Source organism: Methylobacterium mesophilicum (assembly GCF_022179445.1).
GTDB lineage: Bacteria > Pseudomonadota > Alphaproteobacteria > Rhizobiales > Beijerinckiaceae > Methylobacterium > Methylobacterium mesophilicum.
Genome location: NZ_BPQU01000027.1, coordinates 1 through 26,846, shown reverse-complemented (window position 1 = coordinate 26,846; position 26,846 = coordinate 1). Strand labels below are relative to the sequence as shown.

General features: G+C 58.6%; 20 protein-coding genes, 1 pseudogene and 1 riboswitch. Of the genes and pseudogenes, 11 read left to right on the top strand and 10 right to left on the bottom strand.

Features of this window, described 5'->3' with window-relative positions; all coding sequences use genetic code 11:
* Nucleotides 1-7: 7 nt before the first annotated feature.
* Nucleotides 8-2,122: a TonB-dependent receptor gene (locus tag MFF40_RS21755; RefSeq protein WP_378995599.1), complete on the bottom strand. Its 2,115-nt coding sequence runs from the start codon at nucleotides 2,120-2,122 to the stop codon at nucleotides 8-10.
* A 150-nt stretch (nucleotides 2,123-2,272) separates the two neighbouring features.
* A riboswitch (cobalamin riboswitch) is annotated at nucleotides 2,273-2,470 on the bottom strand.
* 418 nt (nucleotides 2,471-2,888) lie between these two features.
* Here MFF40_RS21755 and MFF40_RS21750 point away from each other — a divergent pair.
* Nucleotides 2,889-3,479, top strand: a complete 591-nt coding sequence (locus MFF40_RS21750; RefSeq protein WP_147855814.1) for a cell wall hydrolase — start codon at nucleotides 2,889-2,891, stop codon at nucleotides 3,477-3,479.
* 462 nt (nucleotides 3,480-3,941) lie between these two features.
* The gene (locus MFF40_RS21745) at nucleotides 3,942-4,352 is read left to right on the top strand and encodes a hypothetical protein (RefSeq protein WP_147855815.1); all 411 of its coding nucleotides are present in this window, start codon (nucleotides 3,942-3,944) and stop codon (nucleotides 4,350-4,352) included.
* A 356-nt stretch (nucleotides 4,353-4,708) separates the two neighbouring features.
* On the opposite strand, the gene MFF40_RS21740 is transcribed toward MFF40_RS21745, so the two are convergent.
* From MFF40_RS21740 to MFF40_RS21725, 4 genes are read right to left on the bottom strand one after another with little or no spacing between them, the layout of a single operon-like run.
* On the bottom strand, nucleotides 4,709-5,254 hold the full coding sequence (locus MFF40_RS21740) for a transglycosylase SLT domain-containing protein (protein ID WP_147855816.1): 546 nt from the start codon (nucleotides 5,252-5,254) through the stop codon (nucleotides 4,709-4,711).
* Nucleotides 5,214-6,827, bottom strand: a complete 1,614-nt coding sequence (locus MFF40_RS21735) for a flagellar hook-length control protein FliK (RefSeq protein ID WP_238262194.1) — start codon at nucleotides 6,825-6,827, stop codon at nucleotides 5,214-5,216. The genes MFF40_RS21740 and MFF40_RS21735 overlap by 41 nt, the downstream gene beginning before the upstream one ends.
* The gene (locus tag MFF40_RS21730) at nucleotides 6,824-8,086 is read right to left on the bottom strand and encodes a MotC family chemotaxis protein (protein ID WP_238262193.1); all 1,263 of its coding nucleotides are present in this window, start codon (nucleotides 8,084-8,086) and stop codon (nucleotides 6,824-6,826) included. Before MFF40_RS21730 ends, MFF40_RS21735 begins: the two co-directional genes overlap by 4 nt.
* On the bottom strand, nucleotides 8,083-8,235 hold the full coding sequence (locus MFF40_RS21725; protein WP_238262230.1) for a hypothetical protein: 153 nt from the start codon (nucleotides 8,233-8,235) through the stop codon (nucleotides 8,083-8,085). Before MFF40_RS21725 ends, MFF40_RS21730 begins: the two co-directional genes overlap by 4 nt.
* Before the next feature lie 155 nt (nucleotides 8,236-8,390).
* Here MFF40_RS21725 and MFF40_RS21720 point away from each other — a divergent pair, with 155 nt between their 5' ends.
* The 3 genes from MFF40_RS21720 (at nucleotide 8,391) to MFF40_RS21710 (ending at nucleotide 12,951) form a co-directional block, all read left to right on the top strand.
* Nucleotides 8,391-9,398, top strand: coding sequence for a site-specific integrase (locus tag MFF40_RS21720; protein WP_238262192.1), 1,008 nt, complete (start codon nucleotides 8,391-8,393; stop codon nucleotides 9,396-9,398).
* Nucleotides 9,399-10,050: 652 nt separating this feature from the next.
* Nucleotides 10,051-12,450, top strand: coding sequence for a DEAD/DEAH box helicase family protein (locus MFF40_RS21715; RefSeq protein ID WP_238262191.1), 2,400 nt, complete (start codon nucleotides 10,051-10,053; stop codon nucleotides 12,448-12,450).
* Nucleotides 12,451-12,558: 108 nt separating this feature from the next.
* On the top strand, nucleotides 12,559-12,951 hold the full coding sequence (locus MFF40_RS21710) for a hypothetical protein (protein WP_238262190.1): 393 nt from the start codon (nucleotides 12,559-12,561) through the stop codon (nucleotides 12,949-12,951).
* A gap of 993 nt (nucleotides 12,952-13,944) precedes the next feature.
* On the opposite strand, the gene MFF40_RS21705 is transcribed toward MFF40_RS21710, so the two are convergent.
* Nucleotides 13,945-14,607: a hypothetical protein gene (locus MFF40_RS21705; RefSeq protein WP_238262188.1), complete on the bottom strand. Its 663-nt coding sequence runs from the start codon at nucleotides 14,605-14,607 to the stop codon at nucleotides 13,945-13,947.
* A gap of 1,062 nt (nucleotides 14,608-15,669) precedes the next feature.
* Between MFF40_RS21705 and MFF40_RS21700 the strand changes: the two genes are divergently transcribed.
* Entirely contained in the window at nucleotides 15,670-16,434 is a 765-nt protein-coding gene (locus tag MFF40_RS21700; protein WP_238262186.1) for a hypothetical protein, read from the top strand.
* Nucleotides 16,435-16,600: 166 nt separating this feature from the next.
* Nucleotides 16,601-17,098, top strand: coding sequence for a hypothetical protein (locus tag MFF40_RS21695; protein WP_238262184.1), 498 nt, complete (start codon nucleotides 16,601-16,603; stop codon nucleotides 17,096-17,098).
* Here MFF40_RS21695 and MFF40_RS21690 read toward each other — a convergent pair.
* Together MFF40_RS21690 and MFF40_RS21685 are read right to left on the bottom strand one after the other, a co-directional pair.
* Complete coding sequence (locus MFF40_RS21690; RefSeq protein ID WP_238262182.1) at nucleotides 17,088-17,996, bottom strand: ADP-ribosylglycohydrolase family protein; 909 nt, start codon at nucleotides 17,994-17,996, stop codon at nucleotides 17,088-17,090. The two genes, MFF40_RS21695 and MFF40_RS21690, sit on opposite strands and share 11 nt — an antisense overlap.
* Nucleotides 17,989-18,612, bottom strand: coding sequence for a cyclin-dependent kinase inhibitor 3 family protein (locus tag MFF40_RS21685; protein ID WP_238262180.1), 624 nt, complete (start codon nucleotides 18,610-18,612; stop codon nucleotides 17,989-17,991). Before MFF40_RS21685 ends, MFF40_RS21690 begins: the two co-directional genes overlap by 8 nt.
* Nucleotides 18,613-18,725: 113 nt before the next feature.
* Between MFF40_RS21685 and MFF40_RS21680 the strand changes: the two genes are divergently transcribed.
* Entirely contained in the window at nucleotides 18,726-19,583 is an 858-nt protein-coding gene (locus MFF40_RS21680) for a hypothetical protein (RefSeq protein ID WP_238262178.1), read from the top strand.
* 36 nt (nucleotides 19,584-19,619) lie between these two features.
* Here the strand turns inward: MFF40_RS21680 and MFF40_RS21675 are convergent, their stop codons facing one another.
* Complete coding sequence (locus MFF40_RS21675) at nucleotides 19,620-20,210, bottom strand: recombinase family protein (protein ID WP_238262226.1); 591 nt, start codon at nucleotides 20,208-20,210, stop codon at nucleotides 19,620-19,622.
* Between the two features lie 706 nt (nucleotides 20,211-20,916).
* On the opposite strand from MFF40_RS21675, the gene MFF40_RS21670 reads away from it, so the two are divergent.
* Together MFF40_RS21670 and MFF40_RS21665 are read left to right on the top strand one after the other, a co-directional pair.
* Nucleotides 20,917-22,332 carry an ATP-dependent nuclease gene (locus MFF40_RS21670; RefSeq protein ID WP_238262176.1) on the top strand — a complete coding sequence of 472 codons (1,416 nt, stop codon included), beginning with the start codon at nucleotides 20,917-20,919 and terminating at the stop codon, nucleotides 22,330-22,332.
* Nucleotides 22,333-23,172: 840 nt separating this feature from the next.
* Entirely contained in the window at nucleotides 23,173-23,412 is a 240-nt protein-coding gene (locus MFF40_RS21665; RefSeq protein ID WP_308447715.1) for an EscU/YscU/HrcU family type III secretion system export apparatus switch protein, read from the top strand.
* Here MFF40_RS21665 and MFF40_RS21660 read toward each other — a convergent pair.
* A pseudogene (locus MFF40_RS21660) lies at nucleotides 23,390-25,546 on the bottom strand (malate synthase G). The gene MFF40_RS21665 and the pseudogene MFF40_RS21660 overlap by 23 nt on opposite strands.
* Before the next feature lie 152 nt (nucleotides 25,547-25,698).
* On the opposite strand from MFF40_RS21660, the gene MFF40_RS21655 reads away from it, so the two are divergent.
* A complete protein-coding gene (locus MFF40_RS21655; RefSeq protein ID WP_238262171.1) occupies nucleotides 25,699-26,598 on the top strand; it encodes a LysR family transcriptional regulator in 900 nt (299 codons plus the stop codon).
* Nucleotides 26,599-26,846: the final 248 nt, after the last annotated feature.

The following is a 26,846-nucleotide window of genomic DNA, read 5'->3' as shown; positions in this document are numbered from 1 at the left end:
GGCATGCTCAGAAGCGGCCCGCGATGGTGAGGCGCACGGCCGTGGGCTCGACCGGGTGGAACACGCGGTCGGTCAGGCCCTCGGCTGGCTCCCCGGGCAGGCGCGAGACGTAGGCGTAGGTGATCTGGTCGGACCGGCTGTTGGTCAGGTTCAGCACGTCGAGGGAGACGCTGACCCCGTTCTCGAAGGCGTAGCCGACCCGGCCGTTGAACAGGGCGGTCGGGCGCGAGCGGATGGAGTTGTCCTCGATCAGCGGGCGCGGCCCGAAATACCGGAACCGCAGGGAGCCGAACCAGCCGAGCGGCTCGCCGAAGGTGATGCCCGCCGACGCGATGGTGGTGGGCGCCTCCGGCACCCGGGTGCCGACCGGATTGATGTCGGAGAACCGGGCGTTGGTGACCGTCAAATCGCCCTCCAGCGACAGGAACGGCGTCAGCGCGTAGCGGTTCGTCCACTCGACCCCGAAGCGCCGGGTCGGGCGGCTCGGCTCCGTGGTGCCGGTGTCGCCCTGGAACAGGTTTTCGGACGCGAAGTCGAGCCGGAACAGCGCCAGGCTGGTCTCCAGCCCGGCGATCGAGCGGTTGCGCAGCCCGACCTCGTAGCCGGTCGAAGGCACGAGGAACGGCGAGCGGGTGGTGTTGAACAGCGAGCTCGCCGGATCGACGGTGGCGGTCACGCCGCGCACGTCGTTCGAGTGGAAGCCGCCGCCGTAATTCACGTAGAGCTCGGTGTCGAACCATGGCCCGAGGGTCAGGCCGAGCTTCGGGTTGACGATGGCATCGCGCGCCCGCCCGGAATTGGCCGGCGTGTCCGAGGCGACGCGGGCCGCGTAGCCGTCGGCGCGGAAGCCGAGGCTGGTGCGCAGCCAGTCGGTCCAGCGCACCCGGTTGTCGAAGTAGAACGCGCCGCTCGTCTCCAGCACGCGGTCGTCGAGCACCCCCGAGCGGTATTGCCGGTTCGTCGTGTTGAACAGGCCGACCCGGATGCTGTCGGTTCGGGTCTGCACGCCGATCTCGTTCTCCATCGGCCGCCCGAACAGGTCGCCCTGGAAGATGTGCAGCGCCTCGCCGCCGCCGATGATGCGCTGGTCGAGCTGGTGGAACTGGTCGCCCGCGACGGGGTCGTTGAGGAAATAGGTGAAGTCGTTGAACAGGTTGAGCTGCGAGCGGATCACGTAGGCCGAGGCCCGGGTCACGCCGGTTTCGTCGGTGCTGCTGAAGCGGCCGGACAGCGAGAAGCGGCTCGTATCGCCGCCATCCGTGGGGTTGATCGTGCCGTAGCGGCCGATCAGCCCCTGGACGACCGCCCGCTCGGGGATCTGGTTGGTGGCGGTCCAGCGGCTGGCATAGGCCATGCCGGTGACCGAGAATCCGTCGAGCGCCGTGCCCTGGCTGTAGCGGGCGACGGTGCTGATCTTGCGCAGGGCGTCCGGGACCACCCACGGCCCGTCATAGACCTGCGCGTCACCTGCAACCAGGAGGTTGCCGTCCCCGAGCGGGGTCGAGGCGATGCTGAGCGCCCGCTTGTAGCCGAAGCTGCCGATGGCGGTGAGCGCGAGGTTCTTCTGGACGGTGTCGAGATAGTCGATCCGCACCGAGCCGGCGGAGGCGAAATCGCCGTCGCGGACGAAGTACGGCCCCTTGTGGAACTCCACCGCGCCGACGAGTTCGGGGATCAGGAAGTTGATGTCGGCATAGCCCTGGCCGTGCGCGTGGGTGCGCATATTGAGGGGCATGCCGTCCAGGAACAGAGCGATGTCGGTGCCGTGGTCGAGGTTGAAGCCGCGCAGGAAGAACTGGTTGGCCTTCCCCTCCCCGCTGTGCTGGGTGACGATCAGGCCCGGCACCGCCTCCAGCACCTCGCCGGGACGCGTCACCGGCCGGCTGTTGAGCTGGGCGCCCGTGATCACCCCCGCGCTGGCGGAATCCACGGTCAGGAGCGGGCCGCCGATGCCGGTCACGCCGCCGACATAGCCGGCACTCGCGGCCACCCCGCCCCGCGGCGGCGCGGACGGCTCCGCGGTGACCGAGATCTCGTCGAGCGTCGCCTCGGCGTCCGGGCTCGGCCGTGTTCCGTCCCGGGCGGAGGCCGCCGGAGGCAGCAGGGCGAGGGCCGTCAGCACGGACAGTTTCAAGAGCGCACAGCGCGGGACAGGATGGGGCACGGGACCTCGGGCGACGGCAGTGGCACGTCACCGCGAACGAGGCCGCGCCGACCGCGCTCGCGCGGGCGTCCCGGCACCCGCCAGGACACCCCGCCCAGCGCGTTTCGCGTGTGACCACGACGGACGGCAGGTCTCCTGGCTCACGGGTCGCAGCCCTCCCGTCGTCTTCCCGGGCGAGGCGGCCCAGTGACGTGGTGACGAGAAGGCTCACCGCTTACAGTTGCGGGGGCAGCCGCGGCTTCGGAGAAGGCCCCTCACCGCGTTCCCTTTTGATCCCCGAAGGGAACCGTCCCGGCCACAGTCCGGCCAAGGCGTGGGTCCCGTCAACGTCCCGGCACCGGTTGGCGGCGTGTGTGTCTATCGGATGACACCGGGCCCTCGCCCGGCTCCCGGTTCCGCCGGAAGAATCCGCCGCCCGCGGGGCTGCTCCCTCGGATCCCGGACGCTCGGGGGCGACGCTATGGTTTTGGCACCGCAGCGTTTTTCCGGCCGGACCTGCGGCTCCCGCTGCGGCCCCGGTCCGTCCCCCGGGGGGCCGCGTTCCAGGGCCATCCGCCGGTCCGCCAGCGCGGGCAGGCCGGCGTTCGGGGCGGTCCACGCATGACGGCCCGCCACATCCTCGCCGCGAACGTGCACACAAGCTTGGCGCGTACAACGATCGAGTGTGGCGACGCCGGGATGGGCGATCGCCCTGCCCCGAGGCCGGAGGACGGAGCGCTGATGCATGCAGGGTAGCGAGAGGATCAAGGCCGTTTCCGGGCTGGTCGCGCTGGCGCTCGCCGGCGGGCTCGGTGCGTGCAACACCGCGTCACCCCTGACCACAGGATCGATCCCCGACCGCAAGCCGTCGATGGTGGTCACCGACGCCGAGCGCGACTGCCTCGGCCGGGCCATGTATTTCGAATCGAACCGCAGCGACGAATCCGGCCTGCTGGCGGTCGGCACCGTGGTCATGAACCGGATGGAGGCCGCGATCTTCCCGGGCGGCATCTGTGCCGTGGTCGGGCAGCCCGGACAGTTCGCCCCCGGCGTCCTGACCAAGCCGATGCAGGACCGCGACCTTCAGAAGGTGGCCGACGCCGCCGACGCGGTGCTGGCGGGCGAGCGGCACCCGAAGGTCGGGAAGGCGATGTATTTCCACACGGCCGGCCACCACTTCCCGTACAAGAACATGCACTACGTGGCCGTGGCCGGCGGCAACGCCTTCTACGAGAAGCGCAACACCCGCGCCGCCAAGGCGGAAACGCCGGCGCCCGCCGCCCTGCCCCCGTCGGTGTCGAGCTACGCGGCCGGCCCGGCTGCGCCGACGCGCTAAAGCCGTGCCCGACCGCGTTGGGGTGGGAACGGCTCTAAGCTCTTGTTTTGACGCGCTCTCCTGCGACGAACCGGAGCCACGTCGTCGGAGCGCGACCTCGAGCCGCGCGCGGCGGGCGCAACGATCCGGACGGCCCTGCCGGATCCGGATCGCGGTTCCAGCCGGGGTCCCTCCCCTTTTCGCGCGCCTGCGCCCCGTGACAATCCGCTCGCGTCGCGTGCGGATCCCGCCGCGCCCGATACATCGGGACGCGGTTCCCGCCAGGGACGCGGATCCACCGGCATAGAGCGAGCCGGTGTTGTCGATCGCACCATCTTGACCGGTCATGGCAGATGAAGTGACATCGCGCGCGACGGTAAATCTGTTGATCGGCTTCGCGACTCGCGGAGGCGCGATTTACATCGCCGGACGACGCCTTAGCTTGTCGGTTAGAACTACCCACGAATCACGGATCTGCCGCCGATGATCGCCCACAGGGTAGCGCTCGCTGGTGCGGTCCTCATCCTGAGCATCGCACCGGCAGCCTCTCAGTTGCGCCGCCCGATGACCTGTACGGAGGACGTGTCGGTGGGGCTCGACGCGGCCCCGGGCCCCGAGGGCGCGAAGCCGCAGCCGCACCGGGCGCGGACCTTCTCGATGGTCTCCGGCGGCGGCTTGCTGACCGTCCTCTCCGCCGGGCGCTCCGACTATTACGAATGTCAGGTGGCGTCGCCGCGCTTGAACGAACGGACGCCGCGCAACGCGATCAAGTGCCAGAACGGCGTGTATTTCCTTCTGATCGACCTGAACAAGCTGAACTTCGTCGAGGCGCAGCTGAATCCGGAGGACCGCGGCGAGATCAGGATGAGCTACGGAAGCTGCAAGATCCTCTGACGGCGCTCAATCCATCCGGATCAGGATGTAGGCCGAGACCGCGATGATCGCGATGGTCACCGCGAACAGCAGAAGCGTCTTGGCGAACGCGCCGTCGGGCGGGTCTGGTGCGTCGTTCATCCTGCTCCCCCAGCCCCGGAAGGATGGTGGCGTTTGCCGTCTTGCTCAACGTATGAGCGGCCAATAGGCAGCATCCGCATAGAGTGGTCAGTAATCTGCGCTGTTGGCGCTGAAGAATCCGTTTCTCGTCCGCGTCTCTCGACGCAAGGTCGAAAGCGACGCGACCTGCCGCGGGGCGGATCGGCGCCGGCCACCGTGACCGAGCGTGGCCGCGGCCACCCCCGGTCGAAGGGGCATCACCGGCAGAACTGCGTCGCCGCCGGGGTCCATTGCCCGAATCCGGTCGCGACCATGTTGGCGACAACCCGGCAGATATACTGTTTCTGCGCCGCATTGTTGTTCGGCCCGGCATGGTAGCGGGCCACCGCCATCGTCCAGCTGCCCTCGCGCTTCTTGAGCTCTTGGAGGAATTGGGTGGCGTACTCGACGTTCGCGTGCGGGTCGATCATGGCCTCGACCGAGCCGAACTTGCCGCCGTGATAGAGGTGGTTGATCTGCATGCAGCCGAGGTCGATCAGGCGGATGCCCTTGCTGCGCGCTTCCGTGAAGCGGGCGATCACGTCCCGCGGCCCCGTCCCGAAATAGGCGGTTCCGGCGATGTTCATGGCGTAGGGCTGGAGGGAACCGCGCTTGCCGGTCTCGGTCAGGCCGACGGCGTAGAGCACGCCCAGCGGCACGCCGTAGCGGGCGGAGGCGCGCCCCATCTCGGCCTCGCAGACATTCGCGGCGGCCGGGACAGCGCTAGAGATAAATGCCGCCGTCGCGAGGACGTACCGCTTCATCCGTCCGTTCTCCGTCGCGTCTGTTGCCGGCCTGGCGCTGCGCGTCCTGCCGCTGTCTGGCGCCCTCGTTGCCGGGGCGGGCCCCGCCGTCGGCGAACGACGGGGACGCCTGCGATTGCGAGCCGCCCGACGCGGTCGACGCCTCGGCGGGGCGCGCCTGCCCGACGGTGACCTCGGCCTGGTAGCTGCTGTGGCTCAGGAGGTCGGTGAGGATCGCCGCATCCTTGTGCAGCAGCGCGGCGGTCTCCGGCTGCGAGGCGCGTAGATGGGTTTCGAGCTGGCCGTTGGAGAGCCGCATCTCCACGGTGACGACCCCGAGATCCTCCGGCCGAAGCTGGATCTTGAGGACGCGCAGCGGCCCGTCCGGGACGCCGCCGGCCGTCGGATCGGCGTGGATCCGGCCCTGCGCGGCGGCGGCCGCGGTCGCGCGCTCGAGCTCCTCCCGGATGGCCGTGGCGATCATCGGCAATGATCCGGCGGGCAGGCTCGTGGCGGTCCCGGTCCCGTCGCGCGATGATCCGGCCGACGCCGCGGCATCCTCGGCGTGCTCGCCGATGGAGGCGAGAACGGCCCGCTCGACCCCGGAGACCACGCGGCCCGGCGCGGGTGCGATGCCCACCGGCTTCTGGGGGCCGGCCTCGGCGTCGATTGCCGTGGCCGCGCGCCGCGGATCCGGCTCCGACCGGACCGGCGGCTGAAGCTTCAGCGCCGCCGCGGCATTCAGGGCCGGCAGCGCGGACCGGGTGCCTTGCGGATCGAGGACGCCGAGCGCGGGGCCGGCAGGCTCTGCCGGCCCCGCGCTCGCAGGCTCGGGCGCCGGCGCGCCGCCCGCGACGACGGGCTGGAAATGAACCGCGCGGCCCAGCACCGCGACGTTGCCCGCAGCGGCGCGAAGGACCTTCGCGACGTCCGCGGGCGTGGGTCCTTCCGCGTGCGTGGGTCTGTCCGCCCGCGTGAGGCCGTCTGCGCGCGTGGGGCCGTCCGTGGGCGCAGGTTCGTTCCTGCGCGCGGGCTCGTCCGCATGCGTGGCCTCATCCGTACTTGTGGGTCCGTCCGCGCGCGTGGCCTCGTTCGTGTGGGGTGGGTCCGCATCCACGCTCCCGGCCAGGGCCGATGCGGATCCCGATGACGGTTCGCGAACCGGCGCTCCCGTGGAACCGAGTGCGGACGCCGACAGGCTTCCGGTTCCGGGAACGGTCGGTGCCGCAGCAGGCCGATCCCGGGTGGCCGTCGCGGATTCGGAAGAAGCCGCGGTGAGAGCGGGCGGTGCCGCAACGCGCAGGAGATCTGCCACCAGGGCTGCGGCAGAGCCTGCCGGCATTCCGGGTGCGGCCGGGGCCGCGACGGTTGCCTCCGGAACAGCATCGCCCTCGGCGTCGTCGGGCTTGGCCTTCGCGGCGTCGTCCTTGGCCGGGGACGCCGGACCGGTCCCCGAGAGCTCGCGCAGGACAGTCCCGAAGGCGCTCTCGCGTCCCGTCCCCTGCTGCGGCGCATCGCCGTTCGCATTGGCCGGCACGATCTCGCGATCCGGCTTCGGGGTGGGATTCGGAACCGCGGCGGAGATCGGATTCACGGGTTTGACTTCCGAAGGAGTTGATCGATCCGGCCAATCATGGCCTCGGCTTTGGGGATCAGGCTGCCGGGTTCGTCGGCTGCCGCCTGGACCTGCGCACGCTTCGACGATTCGGCATCCGGCGGGGTGGCGGACCGGGCCAGCCCCCGTCCGATCTGGTCGGCCATCGACAGGGCGGCGTCGAGGAGTTGGACGTCGCGCGCCGGCAGCCTCGCCCGGTCCACCGCTTTGAGCTTCTGCAGGGCCGTCTGGAACGTCGCCAGGGTCACGATCTCGGCGGCGGCGCGGTAGAGCTGGGCCTGCGTCTCCTCCAGGCTGTCCGGGGCGCAGAACAGCAGCGCCTTGTCGGACGCCATGAGGGCCGTGCCGGTCTTGCCCTCCTGGACCGCCGTCCGGGCGATCAGCAGGTAGAGGTCCCGCCGGCTCTCGGGCGCGAGTTCGTTCATGATCCGGGTGAAGGCGGCGAAGCGGGCCTCGTCCTGGCCGAAATTCAGCTGCGTCAGCTGAAAGGCGAAGCGTTGCCGGAAGTTGCCCGCGTAGATCGAGTGCTGGAAGCGGCGCAGGTACTGGATGGCCAGCACTTCGAACTTCTTCAGGTCGCCGCCCTGCCCGAGCGCGAAGATCTCGCGGCGCAGCGCGCCTTCCTCGACGAGGGTCCCCGGCAACAGCAGGCGGACGCGATCGAGGAGGTCGATCGCGCGGACCGGGTTCTCGTTCACCGTGAGGGCGGCCTGCGTGAGGGCGATCGCCCCGGCGAGCGTCGGCGGCAGGGTCGCCGTGTCGATGTCCTTGAGCAGGCGGCTCGCCTCGGCCTCCTGGCCGTCGATATAGGCCAGCGCACCGCGCGCGAGATTCGTCTCGGGCGTGTCTGGGCTGTCCTTCTTGGTCAGGCGCCGCAGGATCGCCGGGCCGCCGCCGCTCAGGGCGAAGACGATGGCCGCCTGCACGTTATGCCGATCGGCCCAGACCTCCGGCGGGGCCATGAGGAGATCGCCCTCGATCCGGGCCATGAGCACCGGCTGGCTCTCGTGTGCCGCCAGGGACCCGACGGCGATCCGATCCTGCAGCAATTGCAGCGTGCGCACCCACTCGACCGGGCCGGCCTTCCGGGCCTGCGGGTCTGCGGCCGGTGCCGGCCGGGACACATCGGACGCCGGAGGTTGCGCCGTCTCGGTCGCCGGCGGCTCCGGATCTGCGCAGACCGGATACGGGCACAGGGTGAGAAGGGCGCCGAGGGCGCTTCGCGCGATCCGCCTCATCCCGACGCGCCCTGCAGGAGGATCTCGATCCGGCGGTTCTCCGGCGCCTTCGGGTCCGCAATGTTCCGCGGCATCCGGTCGGCGGCGCCCTCGATCCGGGTGATCCGTGCCTCGTCGATCCCCGCCCGCGTCAGCATGTACGAGGCCATACTAGGCAATCGCGCTGCTATGCGTTCCTTCACGCTAGTTGATGGGAAAATCATTGTAAAACAACGGCTTACCGGTCGTTCAAACCCCATCGAATTCCATCGAAAGCCTTAGATTCATGCGTCCGGGCACAATGTCGGTCACAATGAGGATGACAATGGCGACGATTAGGAAGAGGAATGGGAAATTTCAGGTTCAGGTAAGAATCAAAGGATCCGAGCCCATAACTAAAACCTTCAAAACAAAGACCGAAGCTGTTATATGGTCTAAGGCAACGGAAACAGAAAAATACCTCAGCCCCGAAATAACAAACCAACCAACCTGTGATAGAAAGACTGTCGGAGATTTGCTCGAAAGATATTTCATCGAAATTCTTTCAAAAAGATATTGGTATAAAAGAGAGAAATCGATACTCAAAAGATTTCAAAGAGAACATATCTACAATATAAAGATTGACAATTTGTGTGAAGCGGACGTTGCCCGCTACAGAGACCAACGACTGAAAACAGTTAAACCTGCGACGGTCGTGAGAGAGCTTTCTATCGGATCACATTGTTTGACCATCGCCCAAAGCGAATGGGGGCTTCGCTTACCAACGAACGTATTTAAGAGTGTGAGGAAGCCAAAAGTTCGAAACAACAGAGAGCGGCGTATTTCACAAGAAGAATGGAACAGAATTGTCGAAAATGATCGTCAAAGAGGTCGGAGGTCCATGATACATATTATTGAATTAGCCATTGAGACTGCAATGAGGAAAGGTGAGCTACTCAATGCGAAGTGGGTAGATATTGATTTCAATCAATCAACGCTCTATATCCCCAAGACAAAGAATGACTATCCAAGAACGATTCCGTTAACGCCTAGGGCGATAGATATCCTGAGTTCAATTGAAAGAATAGATTCTGAAAGCCAAATAATTTCAGTAAATTATTATACGTTGAATTCCTGGTGGGTAGAGTTATTAAAGGCCGCTGAAATCCGAAATTTGCGATGGCACGATCTAAGACACGAGGGTATTTCTCGGCATTTCGAATATGGACTTAGTATCCCTGAGGTAGCAATGATTTCAGGCCACCGCGATTATAAAATGCTAAAAAGATACACTCATATCAAACCTGCAAATGTAGCCGCGAAACTCGCTGCAATTTTTAATAAAAATCCGTAGAACAGACATGCGGCAAGGAATGTTCAGAACACTAATTGCCGCTGTCGCCTGCATTCAAGGATCTTTCAGCTAAAGCCGCAGCCTACCCAATGAGCGAAGGACTCAAGTCTAGTTATTAGTTCTCATAGCACACTCTTAATCGGGGACTTTCAAGTACAAATGGAGAGGAATGAACTCTCGATATACGTTTGAATCGCCGCATTTCCACAGTTGATTACAGAAGATTGAGCTTCTAGATCAACAACCGACTCACCGTCTTATGTAAGAGTCCGGTGTGATCCCCAAGCGGAACCGGTTTATACCAATCAAATAGCGCGTTTCTTGGATATATTAATCCGAATACCTCAGGTACCTATTTAGAGCTGCTTTCAGTCAATTTAAGATTGAGGGCCGGCATCGTCAGACATTAAAGTTATGATGCCAGGATTTTCTGAATGATTCCGAAAACTCAAAACATAGGAACGCAGTAAGAAATCGTTCTCATTGACTTTCGGTTAACGTTGTGGCGCTGTCACCTTCTAATCGTTTGAATGCGCTGCTCTTTCAGGTGGCCGATCAGGCATATTCCAACCAAATTGCGATACAGACATTATCCTTCTCTGATTAAAGAGACGGCAGTCATTGCAGATCAAACAGAGATAATCTTACAACGATGTTAGACATTAATACTGTTGCCGCCTCATTCGGGGCTGGCAAGACGACTTTGATTGCCAAGGATTCAATAACATTAGCTGCATCAGGAGAGACGACCTTAATATTGCAGCCGACTTTGGATCTAAACGACCAAACCGCACGCTGCTTAAGGCAGATCGATCCCTCCGTGCACGTCGAAATAATTAACAGCAAGACTCGGCCGAATAGAGCAGTAGGTAGTTTATTTGAGCATATGAAAAGGCCGTTTGATGGCCCGCATATCGTTCTTTCAACATTTGCCTCATTCGAAAATCTGCCGGCGCTCGTGAATGCGGGGCACTTCCACGTTCAATGTGACGAGATACCGAAAGGATTTATTTCAGTATCTAAACAAGTTCCTCGCAACCACACTAATCTAACAAATGCGATAGAGATAGTGCCGCGAGGTTCTACGTTCGGAGAAGTCGTAATCAGGGACAACGGTGCCATAAGAACGATAGCTGAAAATCGGAAGAACGACGAGATTGATGGCGTGCTTCGACCCGTCGCTCAATTGTTTCTGAATCGGAACTACCGAACTTTTGTAAAACGAGAACAATACGAAGATCTCCTCAAAGGCAGGGGTGATGATTCGTACTTAAGGATATTTTCCTTGCTTAAGCCGGAGACGTTCGAAGGCTTTCGTTCAGTGGGAATGTTGGGAGCAAGAGCGCAGGACACCCTGTTATACAAATGGTTTAAGCGGAACGGCGTTAGGTTCATAGATGATGAGGATGCTCTGTCTAAACTGCGGTATCGAGAGCATTTAAACGGCGAAAAGATTGACTTCTATTATGGCTCAGAAACGAATTGGTCCCTATATGCCCAATCTCAAGATGGTAGCATAAGAGGAAAGTTTCTTGATAGGGCGATAAACTTATTAGAAGGTCAGCCGTTCTGTTGGCTAGACAATAAGGTGTTCGAGACCGAAAGTCCTTTTGGGCAACTGCCAGGGAATGAAAAGCTTCCTCATTTCTCGCATGGACGTAATGATTTCCAACATCACGACCGGATCGTAATCACTACTGCGTTCAACCTCCCCAATCACGACGCTGAATTTCTTGAAGACTTTGCAGGTATTTGTAAGACAGAACAGAAGATTGCACATGACTATTTGAATACATACCAGTCACTAGGGCGCATTTCGATACGGGATCCAAATAACAATAATAGAAAGATGGTAATTCTGCCTGACCGGCAGAATGCCGAGTGGCAGTCACAGTTGTTTCCCGGCTCTCGCGTTCATTCTCTAGGTGTGGATGATCGTAAGCCGAAGAAGCCGGGTAGGACCAAACAGTATGAGAGCGCGACTGAGCGGCAAAGGGCTAGAAGGCAACGCTTGAAACAGGAACAGGAAGGATTGGTTGAAAGGTACGAATTGGGCCATGAACGCATAATTGAAGCCGGATATCACATGTCCTGTCACGATATAGCTTATAACACTATAAGAGAAAACGTGACAGCATATCAAGGATCTATAATTATCAGTAAATCCGAAGGCATGTCATTTCCAATCACTATGATTAATGAGAATTTCGGCAAATACATGAAGGGATTGCACAAAAGGTCATTGGCAAACAAAGACGATAACAACCTCATCATGCCTGCATTGTGCGTCCCGGTGTCGAACACTAATAGCTTGAGGGCTGAGAACAATGCGTTATGGGGGAGGCACGTGTATCTCGATCTGGATGACACCGAGCTAAAGCATCTGAGTTTGACCCGTATCTTCCCGCATATCGAAATGATCTGTTACAACTCTTATAGTCACACGTCTGATAAGCCACGTTATCGGGCCGTGTTTCTAACTGACGATGTGATGTCCCCTGCTACCTACAAGTTCTTATGGCATCAGATTGTTCAGCGGATCGAAAATGCAGGATACTACGGACTCAATGATAGGCGACCGAAGGGCGAGCGCAAGCTTCATGGGATCGATAACAAGCCGAACGTCGTGAGCGCCTTCTACCTCCCGTGTCAACCTAGAGAAGGATCCGGTTTCTACTTCCATTATAAGAAAAACAGAAACCCTATTGCTGTGGCGGATTGGATCAATAATCCTATCATCACTCGCTTCGATCAAGACTTTGGTGCTGAAATTATAACAGTAAGTGGAATAGCCAGTCAAACCAATGAGCATCGACGGATTATCGATGCAGGAATGTCACGTTACCGAGCTGCCATCAACGCAATCAATCCCAAAACGGGCCGACCAACGGGTAGCAATGAGGCCATGTTTAATTTCGCACTTACGCTAATGAGTGCTGGTGTTGAGAGGTTCGATGCTGATGTTGCTTTAACTCAAGCTGCCAATGAAAGTAAATCAAAGAAGGATAGATTTTCCGACAAGGGAAGGTACATGAGCCGCTACTGGAAATAAGTTCATTATACAAAGTCATTTCACCTAATGGGCCGAAAATTTCCGAGCATGTTTGCGGTGCTTCGGCTCAACTTTCGAAAATATTCACATCAGATAGGATAGATAGACATGTTTAACACTGATTACGATTTCATTCTCGAAGATTTCCTCGCTGCGAGCTACGGAACAAGTAGCGATTATAGACATGTTCTGTGTAAGATGCTTATACGGGGAAGTTCCGAAGCTAGGTACCGGTCATTCATCAGTGATGGTGACAAGGCATTTGAATATAAGCGTATGATGTATGTCTTTGAGGATGTTCTTGAAAATATTGACATTATAATGGGCGGTGATGGAAAAGTTCGTCCCAATTACCGGTCCGCCGTCGTCGATGCTCTGAAAGACTGTCAGTGTCTTCTAGCCATCGATCAGGCTGAGACCAATGCTGATTATAATAACTTGATCGCGTACGTTACCGACGGTCTGTGCAAAGCCTGTGGTGAAACGGCTCTAGCGGCCTGATGCTTCGTAGGGGTTCCGCTTCAAGGGTGCCCCGTATCCGTTCTTCATTACTGTTATGAGGAATGGGTCTTCGGTAAGAGCACGGTCTCATGGCGATAGGGCAATGAGCCTTTGCCATGGTCGGTGACGGCTCAGAACAGTTCCGAACCCTTCACCATACCCTTGTTGGCTTGTGCCGGTCCTACACCACCCTGAGCGATGATCGTGCGGCATAGGGGTAAAGCTAGGGGCTAACACTCTCGCAGCGCGCCGACCCCAACCTCAGAACACTTATGAGAATCGTGGCTGACACGGTGGTCCCCATCGACGCCATATGCCCCGAATGTGCCATGACGATGCGGCACAACGCTGCCAGCCAATGAGGGGGTAAGATTGATCCGATCCACGCTGTTCCTTAGCGCCGGTCTCGCAATCGTATCGGTCGTTCTGACTTCGCTATGGGTAGGGTATGGCCCTCGTCCGCAGGGGGCTCAGGACAAGCGGGCATCAACCGTCGTTCCCGTATCCAAACAGGAACGAACCGGACTGGATGCCAAGGGGCAAGCCATCCGCACCATCACGCCTGGAGCGACCCCCAGTTCGGGGATGGTGGGTACGGCTCCAACCGGCTCAGCACCATCCGCAACCGCTCCGACCAATCAGCCGGCTACTCCAAAGGCGTCCGTCGAACCCGATGCTCCCATCCGACAAGGAGAGAGCGTATCTAACTCGAACGTGAGGGTGGTCGGTGCCCCAGGAGGCGGTAACGACCCATCCGCTACGGTAGGTGGAAGCGTTGACTCAACACCGCGACCGTAGAACAGCTAATGCCTTGGGTACGGGCATGGTCAGAAAGAGGACTATCGAATTGAGAACCTATGCCGCATCTAACAAGTTATTCGCCCCAAACTCGCAAATGTTGTGCCTATGATACTATTAAAAAACCTAGCCATCGTTTAGTTGCTGTGCTGATGTGTCAACAAGATTTAAAATTTCACATCAGGTCACCGCAACTTATTCAAGGCTGAAAGCCTCGGTATTGATGCCAAGCAAACCTAGCTGTTTCATAAGTTCGTGCTGTGCAAGATATTCGCCCTCACGGACCGACTTCACGTCTTTGAATTTGACGATCATCTTTATATCAACGTTTTGACCGGCGCACAGGAAAGTTGTTGATCCAGATAAGTTATGCTCATCCTTCGAAACGACAAGTGTTTCGAGTACCTGCACCGAAAATTTAGCCGGTTTCAGCTTTTGTTCTGATTTTACCGCGCTGCTTCCGTTCGTTCCCGACGAACCGATTTCAGGATCTTTAGCATTAGGTTTTGAGTAATATGCACTTTCCCTTTCAAGCTTTCCATAAAAACACGTTGCTTTTGGAGGAACGGATCTTCGCAGCCCAAACGTTATATTGCCATCCGACAGGCGAGACACCAGGTAGACGCACCTACTCTCTCCAAATGAAAGAGCGAAATTCCCGCCCCCTTCGGATGAATGAGAAAACTTGCCGGGATCTACGCCGTCGCGTACAACATTACCGTCGATGTGAAAACTAATCCTATGTCCAGCAGAATCAATCCAATCACCCACGATAAAACTGGGCGTTTCTGCTATTGCTCCCGCAGAAGATGCAAGAACGCAAAGCAAGGAAAAACTGAATTTAGAAACTGCAGTCAAAAATCAACTCCGTTATTAGTCGGCTAGACGGTTAAAAATTCCGTTGAGATCTTCACACTTTGAGCCACGGCCTTCAATTAGCTGCCAGCGCATATCTTGGTCGCCGCGAAGTACACTGGCGCGGAACCAACATGCCATTCTTTCAGCTTCGACCCTTATGTTTCCGCCACGCCGGCCGTCTCTTTGTATCGAACCCTGACCTGCACTTCCCCATAAATTCCATCCACCAAATTGGTCTTGTTCTATGGTGATGTTATAGCCGCTTTGATTGCTCCATTTGCCTTCTATTCGACCGACGTTCTGAGCATATGCAGCTGTTGAGATTATGGAGCTAACGAGAACGCCACAAATAAGGTGTCGATTGCACATCACTAAACCTACGTCTCTCATTTTTGCATTGATACTTATGGAGTCGGCTAAGTTTCCCGCGTCGAAGACGCATAGCTTTTCGTTGGAGGATTTTCAAGGGAGAGACTGTGGGTGTCAATGGCTAGGTTTATCATTGTACATAGCAGGAGACTTTTCCCGGCGCTAAACTCAACACTTGTAGTACGTCTGTTTCTTTGAAAAGCACAACCGCCGTATCGGTTCCACCAGGCACAGTCGTTCTTTGGATCAAATCAAGACTAACTAGTCTGCCATCCGACGAGTATCCATTGTCCCGCAACACCTGGCCGCCAAATTTGACGAATAGATCCCTTGGAACGCCGTCTTCTCCATCAATCTTGATTTGAACTCCAATAACCAAGACTTTACCCTTATGGATTTGCCGCCAGTCAACGATCTCGCCGAAACACTCCGGCCGTCTTGTCTGCGCGGATGCTTCATGAATAGTAGTCGTCTCCGCTATCGAATAACAACCCAAGAGGACAAACAGTCGACCTATGTTGATGCAACGCTTTGTTGACATTGCCTACACTCTTGTTGCCTAAGCCGCGTCACGATGGTATCGCTTGCGTCAGATACTACGGTCATGCGGCAGCCTTCAAGGGTGTCCAATCGGCGGATGGCAGGCTAGTGCCCAAAAACTTATATTCTGGTTTCTTTTCGCGCGTCAGGGCTATGAAGCCCACAATTTCATCTCTTGTAAGTATACATTCGTGGCATTCTTTTCAGGTACCGATTTTATCCCTGGCCTTTATGTTTTCGGCTCCAGCGCAAGCGCAGATTGGTAGGATTGCAGGTGGTTGGGTTAATGAGAGTGGTTATCAAGTCAAGATCGTGCCGAATTCGCTTGGCGGCTATGATCTATACTCGGGCAACGTCAATGGTGAAGGTGCGATAGAGAATGACGGATCATTTGGCGGCAACGCCAAAGTCGAATTTCGCAATGCTGTATGTTATTATAGGATTAGCATAATCAGCGGCGAAACAAGAATGATTTGGCAGCTTCTTGATGGAAACGCTAGTTGTCTTCATGGATACTTTGACAAAATGGATAGTGACGCTTCCACAAAGATATCGGACAATAGCATTGAAAGAAGAAAAATAAAGCACGACTTTGTGCAGTCGGATAGTTCTTACGGATACGAAGTATTTGTCTTTGAGCGACCGATCTATTCCTTTGTCGATAAGTCATCTGAGCGTATCCCGATCTATTATGCGGCTTGTACTGTGAATAATTGTAATCCCGAGACATATCAGCGAGCATTTTGCAAGCTCATGGGTTTGAAGCCCGCCTCGCTCCTTGACGGCGCGGTTTTGCCGATTGGTAATCTGGATTTTAGTCACGCTTGGGTTTGGGACCTGTTGCAGGGCAGGTCCATCCGTAGCGCCTCAGACGCAAGAGGTGGGAGCTATTTCAATACTATTACTTGCAGAAAATAGTTTTTGGCGGGCGCCAAATGTGTTTAACAGTCGAGTCTGCGGTGGCGAAAATGGGTGTGGGATAGTCGATCCGAAATTCAAGCTGATTATTAATTCGAGATTTAGTGGGTGAAACTTTTTTACCAAAAGGACGACGCTCCGTACGCCGCTTCTGGTATGGTCCGTCATGCACCTGCACACTGTCATGGCCCGCCTCAAAAGCGGTATGCCGGATTTTTCTGAGGATCCTGCACCCATTCTCCCGCCCGCTCTCATCCAATGCGAGAAGCTATGGCAGGAACAGGGTAGGCGCCGCTCTTGGTCGAAGGATCATTGGGTGTTCGTGCGGGCCACCATCGAACCCATGCTTTACGCTAGGATCGAACCGGAGCCTGAGCATTATGCGGGAGGATTGCTAAACTCCAAGGGCCCCATTCACGCACAGGCTATTGGACTATCCTCAGTCAGTTTCGAGAATGGTCCGATCCCTACCATCTCAGCCTATGCGCAGTTCCAGATGACGTTCGACCGGCCATTCGCTGACACGGGTGAATTCTACGAATGGCAGGAACAGACGGACTGGATGGATTGGGCCTTGTGCTTCGGCTTCCGATTCGAGGATGGTGGTGAGTGGGACGCAACATGGGAGCATGGGGGCATAGATTTTGAAATCGTCACGCCCTGATGCTGGCGCTGAATAGCTGGTTCGCCACGTCGGCCAACCGTTCGTTCCAAGCAAGTCGATTGACCCATTCCTGAGGAATGCCTGATAATCCGTATGCCGACCCCGCTATCTGGCCGGTCACCGCCCCCACCGTGTCCGCATCGTCCCCTAGGTTCACTGCCAGGAGGACAGCGTCACGGAAGGTTGTCGTTTCCGATACGCACCAGAGGGCCGATTCGACGGTGTGGATCACGTAGCCAGACGAACGGATCGCGGATCGTGGCTTACCCCGGTACGATCCATCCATGATCGCTTGAACACCAAAACAGAATGGCCCGTGCGAGGCTGAGAGAACGTCCCTGAGCGGCTTGCCCTCGATCAGTGAGGCCAGGACCGTCGCTAAGGCTTCACAGGCGTCTACGGGCTCGTCAGCGCCATGGGTCACGTAGCTCTGGCGACGGCTAACATCCCTCAGGCGTTCGGGATCATTCCAATAGCGCAAAGCCACCGGGGCGAGCCTCATGATCGATCCGTTTCCTCCGGTCCTGGCGTCGGTTGGACCAGCTATCGGATCTCCCGTCCGTCGGAACTGTTCCAGTGCCTGACGTGTCGTGATGCCGATATCGAAGCACGCTCCCGTAGAACTGTTCTCACCGCTCTCGTACCAGCGGCAGAAGCGTTCCATCAGATCGTGTTCGTCCAGGCCGTCACAGGCTATGAGCGAGTCAGCTAGGCTTAGGGCCATAGCCGTGTCGTCCGTCCACTGACCAGGCTTGAGGTTGAATGGACCACCGCCGACCATGTTATCGACAGGCGGTTTGGCGTCCCTCGCTTCGAACTCAAGTGTGGTTCCGATAGCGTCACCCACCGCAAGGCCAATGAACGCTCCAATGGCACGGTCGCGGATCGCCTCAGACATTCGGCGCCTCCTGACTGAGAACGTAGGCTTCCTGTGCTGGCGTCTCGATAGCCCCTGGCCTAACCGCTCTCACCCGTTCGATTGCTCGTCTCGGATCCTCGCCCATCGTCACCAATAGCATGGCAGCCACCATACCGGCCCGACCAAGGCCGCCCCGGCAGTGAACCACGATGGACCCACCCGTACGTAACTGTTCTGAGATGCGAGGCCCTATCGACCGCCAAGCCGCAATGAAGGCCGGTCCCGGAATGCTGACATCAGGGATTGGTGCCTGATGCCATACGAGGCCAGCCGCTCTGACCGCATCTGGCAAGCCTTTCACGGAAAGTAGGTCAAACTCATGGGGTTCGATGAGCGTCAGAACGGATGATGCGCCCCAAGCCCGAATGGCCTCTATGTCCACCGTAAGATCACGATTCCAAGGGGCACCAAAGGCGGATGGCCCCTTCTTGCCCGGACAGAACGTAACTCCGATCCTGCCACCTTTCGTGCCTACAGGTATGGACGCAACTTCCAGTGGATGGCTTCGCGATGTACGCACAGCAGGCTTTGAGATTGATCCGCTATGTGATCCAAAGATTGCCGATCCAACATGCCAATTATCGTTCTGTGTCATATGACAGCCTCCAAAAAACCTTAACATCAGTTGGGCGCCAGCACAAGGGTTGCTGTCTCGGATATTGAAATCAATTGTGTTGTATTCTGTTGAATAGCACCGGAGAAAATCTCATGGACTTTATGCGAAGCATATCTATTGCCTCGATGGCAATTGCATTGTCGGCCATCGCGTCACGTGCTTTTGCGGATGACTTTACATCTGTCGCGGGAATTTGGGCGCTCGATAAGTCGGCCTGCAAACTTACAACGCCAGACTATGACGATCGCCTACGCATCTTTCCCGGAGGTAAGAACGGTGGCGCCGAGGACCAATGCAACGCATCAGGTATTAAGATTCAAGGCGGATCTCTATTATTTACAAATGTGTGCAAGACAGAAGATCAAAGAACCACATCGAAGGTTCGCATACAAGTTGTTTCACCCGCCGAATTTAAGTGGATAGAGGGTCGAGCACCTTCTGTAAGTTACATTAAGTGCGGCGATATTGGTAACCCTGATCGGCCAGTGACGAATACTAGTAATAAACCGATCAAGTACGCAGCTGGTTCATTTTCGCTATCCAGTCACGGCTACAGCGCAACTATAACATCGTTGGAAGGCGCCGACACATCTCGCGCTACAATGCTTGGAGCGGTGACGCGCGAAGACGCCGCAGAAGAATGTGAGCGCAACTCTCCCGGCGGCAGCGGCTTGAAGCCTAGGGCAATGCAATCTTGCGTCGATAGAACCCTAACCCAAACAGCAGGTAAAGTATTCCGGTCTTCTGCGGATTGCAAATCTCAAAATATATCCCCTAATTTTGGCGGGCGATACTTGATTATTGGGAGAGACGAAGTCGGTAATTTGAGGATATATGATGCTAAGGGGCATGAAATTGGCTATTCGTCAGCCTCTGGATCGCCGTCAATTGAGGATCAATTCAAGCATCTGTGTCCGAGAACTTCTACCAATATCAAAGGTAAGTCATAGACTGGTATTAGAGCCGAATTTCGACATATGGGCAGCCTAACACTCAGTGCGATGCCCGTCCTTATTGCGATCGCCGCTTCCTGTAGCAATATTCATTATACGGTACACTGAGGCTCGCGCCACATTCAGTTCACGGGCAATCGCTGTCGCCCCTTTCCCCTCCGACACGAGCGCCTTGACCCTTTCAGCATCAATGGACGGTTTGCGACCCTTGTAGACACCTTCGGCCTTGGCCTTTGCGACACCTTCCATCTGTCGCTCACGCCGGATGGCCGTTTCAAACTCAGCGAAAACACCAAGCATCTGTAGGAAGCACCGCCCGGCAGCGGTTGATGTGTCGATGGGCTGTTCGATCACCTGTAAGGAAACGCCCTTAGCTTCCAACCGCTTTACGATGGTGGCGAGGTCCCCAACGGATCGGGCGAGACGGTCGATCCTCGTAACAGTTATGGAATCGCCGGCCCTCGCAAATTGTATGATTGTTTCCAGTTCCGAGCGGCCTTCAAGCTTCGTCCCCGTGGCCTTTTCAGATCGAATCACATCGCAACCTGAGGCCACAAGTGCCTCTTGCTGAATGGTGAGACTCTGAGATGATGCGCTCACCCTCGCATAACCGTAGGTCGCTATGAATGCCTCCTGTGTCTCGATAGGATCTAGACCCCACCACCATACCGTCTTGTAGTGTGGAAGTCGACCCTAAAGAGACGCGCAGGGCGGACTGTCTGTGTCTCGCGTTGGTGTCTCGTATGAGTTTACCTTATCGCGACGTCGACCTGACCGGCTCTTCAACTCTCACACTCTAGGACATTATCTTGAGTAATGAATTATCGTCGGCGTCAATGATTGATCCTATAAAGCCCGGGGCAGCCCCAAATTCTGCAAGTGTATACATCAAGAATTTGGCTTTTCACGGCGGGGCTAAGCTGAGTCTTACCGATAATAGCATTGTAGTTCTGGTAGGTCCGAACAATTCGGGGAAGAGCCTAAGCCTTAAGGAAATTATTGAGATTATTGGAAACAGGAACTCGCAAACAAAATCTATAAAGTCATTGGATCTCCAAAGGGTTGGTGATGTAGATCTTCTTGAGAAAACACTTGAGCCTTATAAGAGTAGAAAGGATCGTAAGGTTTATATACGAGACGATGAGTTCACCAATGCATCTGAATCTGAAACGGCAACGGCATGGAAAGGGGCTGGTCCAAGTCTTGGGTCCCTTGTTCGGTTTTCGTTACTCATCTTACGACGGAGAACAGGCTAAAGGACTCAAATCCGGTCGATGCGTTTGATACAACGAAGCACAGGTACGGCATACATCCAATTCATAATGTATACATGGACTATGAAGCTGAACTCGAAATCAGTAAGATATTTCGTCAGTACTTTCAGAAAGACTTAATTATACACAAGAGTCCTGGCCGAGTTATTCCCCTATATGTGGGAGAACGCCCTCCATTCGAGGGCAAAGAAATGTCATCATCAAGGAGCTATCTTGATAAGATTGAGGATCTTGATCCGCTTCAAGAACAGGGCGATGGATTTAGGAGCTTTTCTTCGATATTGCTGCGTGTATGGACAGGAAATCAATCTATAATATTAGTAGACGAGCCCGAGGCTTTTCTTCATCCGCCCCAGGCCCGTGCGGTTGGTGAGCTCATTTCTGCGGGGAATGGCATCCAGAGACAGGTTTTCATATCTACTCACAGCAATGATGTAATACAGGGTCTTCTGAGTAAGTTTCCAGATCGTGTTTCTGTGGTCAGGCTCAGTAGGTCCGGCTCTGAATGTTCGGCGACTTACTTGCCGAACGAGAGGGTATCGGAGTTGTGGAATGACCCGATATTGCGCTATTCCAACATACTAAATGCGTTGTTCCATCGGCAGGTGATTATAACAGAGGCGGATGGCGATTGCAGATTCTATGAGGCTATTGCCGATGCTCAGTTGGGATCTAATCAATCAACGTTCTATACTTATGCCGGCGGAAAGGATCGCATTGCAGTCATAGTTAGTGCGCTTCGCGCGGTGCAGGTTCCAGTTAAAGTTATAGTCGATTTCGATGTGTTCGCCGGTGACAAAGCATTTAAGGGTATTGTTGAGGCTTATGGAATCGATTGGGAAACGTGTCGGGCGCCAATTAACAGCATTCGAAGTGCGGTCCAGAGTAAAAAGCCTTGGCTGGTCGGAAGAGGATTCAAAGAACGTGTCCGCCAGGTACTTAATGAAATACCAGATAATGAAATTGTTGATAAGAGTAAAATAACAACGATAAATCTTGCGATGAGGGAGGCGTCTCCGTGGGAGGCAATCAAAGATGCTGGCATGGCAGTAGTGCCACAAGGTGAAGTTACGTCCCAACTCGTGTCATTGGTAGACAGATTGAGCCGAGTTGGTTTCTATATTGTTCCTGTTGGTCAAATGGAGCGGTTCTGTAAATCGATTGGAGACAAAGGACCGCGGTGGGTTACGGAGGTTCTAAAGCGAGATCTTGTAACAGATCCGGAACTTCAAGAAGCTAGACAGTTTGTTGCTAAGGTAGTTGCTTCTGGTATTGGCGCTGACGGTTTCACAATGGATCGGTCATTCGCACGAAGGCTCAAACTTAGCGTTAAAGATATCAGTGTTAATCGTGCGTATTTGGCCCTAAAGTTCTGCGTGCAGTTGTTGAAGATTGTATTCTACTCTTTGTTTATATTTGTTCTAGCTGGTCAGATATTGGAGTGGATTTATAGATATTATAATCGCGGCTAAATTACTGCGCCTTGAATTATCTCCGCCTTAATCTATTTTGAGTCTGACGGTCGGTTGAACCGTCCTAATCGGATTGAGCCCTGCTTGTGCGGTCAAGCGATTGTCAATATCTCTACTTCACTACCAAACAAAGTGCCGCTCAATCAGTTCTGAATTTGGGTAACGAGGCGTGGATTTTAGTTTCTGCGGTCGGTTTATTATTAAATCAATTCTTCAAAATAGAGATTGTCGGAACACGTGTCGCCGGCCTGCCATGCATGTTGCTTATACTCTTGTGTATCATTTCAGCCTAGTAGCGCGGAAATCGACTCATATCGGCTTCCAGCATCGTTAGCGTTGGCGTTTCATACCGTCTCCCAACCGATGCAACACGATGGCCGGTGATGGCGTCGCGTGGGCGTTCTTCGATGCCGGCCCCAAGGGCGCGGGTCTTCCACGTGTGCCTCCAACCGTGGTTCGGATCGACGCATGGATCCAATCTGACGGTCTCGCGTACTCATTCTCAGTGGCAATGCATCTTAGTAGCGGCACCAAGCACGATCCCCTACGGCTTCGGCCCAGCTTTGGATCGTCGGCTGGTGCTCAATTCGATAGGTGACTCGACGCTCCTCCCACTGTTGCGGGGACGTCGGATCAGCCTTCGTTAGGAGCGTCCTTTCTTCGCGATCTGGTCACACTCTGTCACACCGCCTCCAAAAGACGCTTCAAATTTCGCCTTCACCAGCATCGCCGACTATGGTAGCCTATGCTCGCCTAAGACGCTGTGATGAAATGGTTTTCTGATTGTGGAGGGGTGGTCGGCTCATCGTTGGGTTAGCATGTACGAGGCTATACTAGGCAATCGCGCTGCGCTACGATCAGGCGGAGAGCGACGCCCCCATGGTGCTGGCCAAGGGGAAGGACCTGCTCGCCCTGCGCATCCGCGAGATCGCCGAGAAGCACCGGATCGAGATCGTGGTCGACAAGACCCTGGCCCGGGCGATGTACGACGCGGTCGAGATCAACCAGGCAATCCCGGCGGAATTCTACCGCGCGGTCGCCAACCTCCTGGTCTACGTCATGACGCGCAAGCGTCGCTGAAACCCCTGCGCTTCGCCGCCCGGCGGTAGCGGTGCAGGACGAACTCGGTGTAGCCGTTCGGCTGGGCCGCGCCCTCGAAGACCAGGGCCTGCGCGGCCCGGAAGGCCGGCCCGTCGAAACCCGGTCCCATCGGCCGGTAGGCCGGGTCGCCGGCGTTCTGGCGGTCCACGATGCCGGCCATCCGGCGCAGGGTCTCGGCGACCTGCGCGCGGTCCACGATCCCGTGCCGCAGCCAGTTGGCGATGTGCTGGCTGGAGATGCGCAGGGTGGCGCGGTCCTCCATCAGCCCGACATCGTGGATGTCGGGCACCTTCGAGCAGCCGACGCCCTGGTCGATCCAGCGGACCACGTAGCCGAGGATGCCCTGGCAGTTGTTGTCGAGCTCCTCGCGGACGGCCTCCGGTGAGAACGGCTCCGTGGCGAGCGGCAGGGTCAGCATGGCGGCCCGGGTCGCGGGCGCCCGGTCGCGGAGCTGTTCCTGACGGGCGCGCACGTCGGTCCGGTGGTAGTGGAGCGCGTGGAGCGTGGCCGCGGTCGGGGACGGGACCCAGGCCGTGTTGGCGCCGGCCTCCGGGTGGTCGCCCTTGGCGGCCAGCATCGCCGCCATCCGGTCGGGGGCGGCCCACATGCCCTTGCCGATCTGGGCGTGGCCCGGCAGCCCGCAGGCCAGCCCGGCATCGACGTTGCCGTCCTCGTAGGCCCGGATCCAGGCGGTGGCCTTCATGGCATCCTTGCGGACCACCGGGCCGGCCTCCATCGCGGTGTGGATCTCGTCCCCGGTCCGGTCGAGGAAGCCGGTGTTGATGAAGAACAGGCGGTCGGCCGCGGCGGCGATCGCGGCCCGGAGGTTCGCGCTGGTGCGCCGCTCCTCGTCCATCACGCCGATCTTCAGGGTCCGGGGCGCCAGCCCGAGCAGCGCCTCGACCCGGCCGAACAGCGCCACCGCGAACGCCACCTCGTCGGGCCCGTGCAGCTTCGGCTTGACCATGTAGACCGAGCCGGCCCGGCTGTTGCGCCGGGCTCCGTTCAGGTCGTGCAGGGCGATCAGCGCGGTGATCGCCGCGTCGAGCATCGTCTCGGGGATCTCGGCCCCGTCCAGGGTCACGGCGTCGGTGAGCATGTGGTGCCCGACATGGCGCACCAGCATCAGCGACCGGCCCGGCAGGGTCAGGAGGCCGCCGTCGGGGGCCGTGTAGGTCCGGTCCTCGGCGAGCCGCCGCGCGATGGTGCGGCCGCCCTTGGGCAGGTGCGCGACGAGGTCGCCGCGCATCAGGCCGAGCCAGCTCCGGTACACCGCGACCTTGTCGGCGGTGTCCACGGCGGCGACCGAATCCTCCATGTCCATGATGGTCGAGAGGGCGGATTCGAGCACCACGTCGGCGATGCCGGCCGGATCGGTGCGGCCGATCGGGCTGGTCCGGTCGAGCCGGATCTCGATGTGCAGCCCGTGATGGCGCAGCAGGAGGGCGTCGGGGGCCTGCGCGGCGCCGGTGTAGCCCGCGAGCGCGGCCCCATCCGCCAGCCCGGCCGTCCGGCCGCCGAAATCGACCGCGAGGCGTCCCGCCGTCACCGCGAAGCCGATGGCCTCGGCCCAGGTGCCGGCGGTGAGCGGCGCGGCCGCGTCCAGGAACGCCTTGGTGTAGGCGACCACCGCCGCCCCCCGGGCCGGGTTGAAGCCCTAGCCCGGGGCGCGGTCGCCGTCCTGCGGGATCGCGTCGGTGCCGTAGAGCGCGTCGTAGAGGCTGCCCCAGCGGGCGTTGGCGGCGTTGAGGGCGTAGCGCGGGTTCGAGATCGGCACCACGAGCTGCGGGCCGGCGATCCCGGCGATCTCCGCATCCACGTCCGCGGTGGTGACCCGCACGGCCTCCGGCTCCGGCTGCAGGTAGCCGATCTGCGCCAGGAACGCCGCGTAGGCCGCCGGATCGTGCGGCTGGCCCCTTCGATCGCGATGCCAGGCATCGATGTCGGCCTGGAGCGCGTCGCGCCGGTCGAGCAGCGCCCGATTGCGCGGCGCGAGATCCCGCAGGATCGCCGCGAAGCCCGACCAGAACCGGTCCGCGTCCACGCCCGTCCCGGGCAGCGCCTCCTCGGACACGAAGCGGCGGAGGTCTTCGGCGACGACGAGGCCCGACATGGCGATCCCCTGGGCTGGCGCGCCTTTCAGAAAAACTTGAGCGGCGCGTGAAGAATCTTTGACACCCCAGCGATAGGACCCTTGGCTCCGGCGAAAAAGGCGGCAAAAGGGATTTGATTCTTTCCGCGGCGTTGAGAATGCGGATCCCGCCCATGCACGATCACAGCGACCTGGAGATCTTCGCCCGGGTGGTCCGGGCCGGCAGCCTGACCCAGGCCGGGGCCGAACTCGGCCTGTCGGTGGCGGTGGTCTCGAAGCGCCTGAAGCGGCTGGAGGAGCGGCTGGCGGTGCGGCTGCTGCACCGGACCACCCGGCGGGTCGCCCCCACCGATGTCGGCCAGGAGTTCTTCCAGCGGATCGCCCCGATCGTCGATTCCATCGCGGAGGCCGAGACCCTGGTGTCCCAGCGGGCCTCCCGGGCCCGGGGTACCCTGCGGGTGACGGCGCCCACCTCGTTCGGGCGGCTGCACATCGTCCCGCACCTGCGGGCCTTCTTCACGCTCCATCCCGAGATCGTCCTGAACCTGGAACTCAGCGACGATTTCGAGCCCATCGTGGAGCGCGGCTACGATCTCGCGATCCGGGTCGGCGCCCTGAAGAGTTCCGGGCTGACGGCGTTGCGCCTCGCCCCGGTGCGGCGGGTGCTGTGCGCGCGCCCGAGCTACCTCGACACGGCCGGGCGCCCGGCCGGCCTCGACGACCTGCGCGGCCATGTCTGCCTCGCCACCGAGAACCAGAACCCGTGGCGGCTGGTCGGGCCGGACGGGCCCTGCACGGTCGGCGCCGCCGGGCCGCTGCGCACCCATTCCAACGAGGTCGTGCGCGAGGCGGTGATCGGCGGGCTGGGCATCGCCCTGCGCTCCACCTGGGACGTGCACGCGGAATTGCGCAGCGGCCTGCTGGAGGTGGTGCTGCCCGCCTACACGGCCGCTGCGCAGGCCGGCATCTATGCGGTCTATCCGAGCCGCGCCTTCGTCCCGGGCAAGACCCGGGCGTTCCTCGACTTCCTGAAGCGCACCTACCGGTCGAGCGCCGCCTGGCCGGAGCCCTGAGGCGCCCTGCCCGGCTCACCGGGGGGCGACCGGATTCGTAGGCAGCCGGATGAGGCGCGGGTCCCCTCGCCCGTGCGGGCTGGGATATTCACGCCTCGCTGCTGGATGAGGGCCAAGGCTGGCCCCGAGCCCGTTCCCTTCCCCCTCTGCGGGCTACGATGTTCACACATCGGTTTGCGAAAGCTTCGACGCGCCCCCTCTCCCGTGCGGGAGAGGGTTGGGGTGAGGGACCAGGTTTTTCCGGAGCA

Coding starts and splice junctions, on each gene's coding strand:
- MFF40_RS21685 (WP_238262180.1), bottom strand. CDS start 18,612: ATGACACAGAACGATAATTGGCATGTTGGATCGGCAATCTTTGGATCA.
- MFF40_RS21725 (WP_238262230.1), bottom strand. CDS start 8,235: ATGGCCTCGTACATGCTGACGCGGGCGGGGATCGACGAGGCACGGATC.
- MFF40_RS21715 (WP_238262191.1), top strand. CDS start 10,051: ATGTTAGACATTAATACTGTTGCCGCCTCATTCGGGGCTGGCAAGACG.
- MFF40_RS21655 (WP_238262171.1), top strand. CDS start 25,699: ATGCACGATCACAGCGACCTGGAGATCTTCGCCCGGGTGGTCCGGGCC.
- MFF40_RS21680 (WP_238262178.1), top strand. CDS start 18,726: ATGGACTTTATGCGAAGCATATCTATTGCCTCGATGGCAATTGCATTG.
- MFF40_RS21690 (WP_238262182.1), bottom strand. CDS start 17,996: ATGTCTGAGGCGATCCGCGACCGTGCCATTGGAGCGTTCATTGGCCTT.
- MFF40_RS21730 (WP_238262193.1), bottom strand. CDS start 8,086: ATGAGGCGGATCGCGCGAAGCGCCCTCGGCGCCCTTCTCACCCTGTGC.
- MFF40_RS21710 (WP_238262190.1), top strand. CDS start 12,559: ATGTTTAACACTGATTACGATTTCATTCTCGAAGATTTCCTCGCTGCG.
- MFF40_RS21695 (WP_238262184.1), top strand. CDS start 16,601: ATGCACCTGCACACTGTCATGGCCCGCCTCAAAAGCGGTATGCCGGAT.
- MFF40_RS21750 (WP_147855814.1), top strand. CDS start 2,889: ATGCAGGGTAGCGAGAGGATCAAGGCCGTTTCCGGGCTGGTCGCGCTG.
- MFF40_RS21700 (WP_238262186.1), top strand. CDS start 15,670: ATGAAGCCCACAATTTCATCTCTTGTAAGTATACATTCGTGGCATTCT.
- MFF40_RS21745 (WP_147855815.1), top strand. CDS start 3,942: ATGATCGCCCACAGGGTAGCGCTCGCTGGTGCGGTCCTCATCCTGAGC.
- MFF40_RS21740 (WP_147855816.1), bottom strand. CDS start 5,254: ATGAAGCGGTACGTCCTCGCGACGGCGGCATTTATCTCTAGCGCTGTC.
- MFF40_RS21670 (WP_238262176.1), top strand. CDS start 20,917: ATGGACTATGAAGCTGAACTCGAAATCAGTAAGATATTTCGTCAGTAC.
- MFF40_RS21720 (WP_238262192.1), top strand. CDS start 8,391: ATGGCGACGATTAGGAAGAGGAATGGGAAATTTCAGGTTCAGGTAAGA.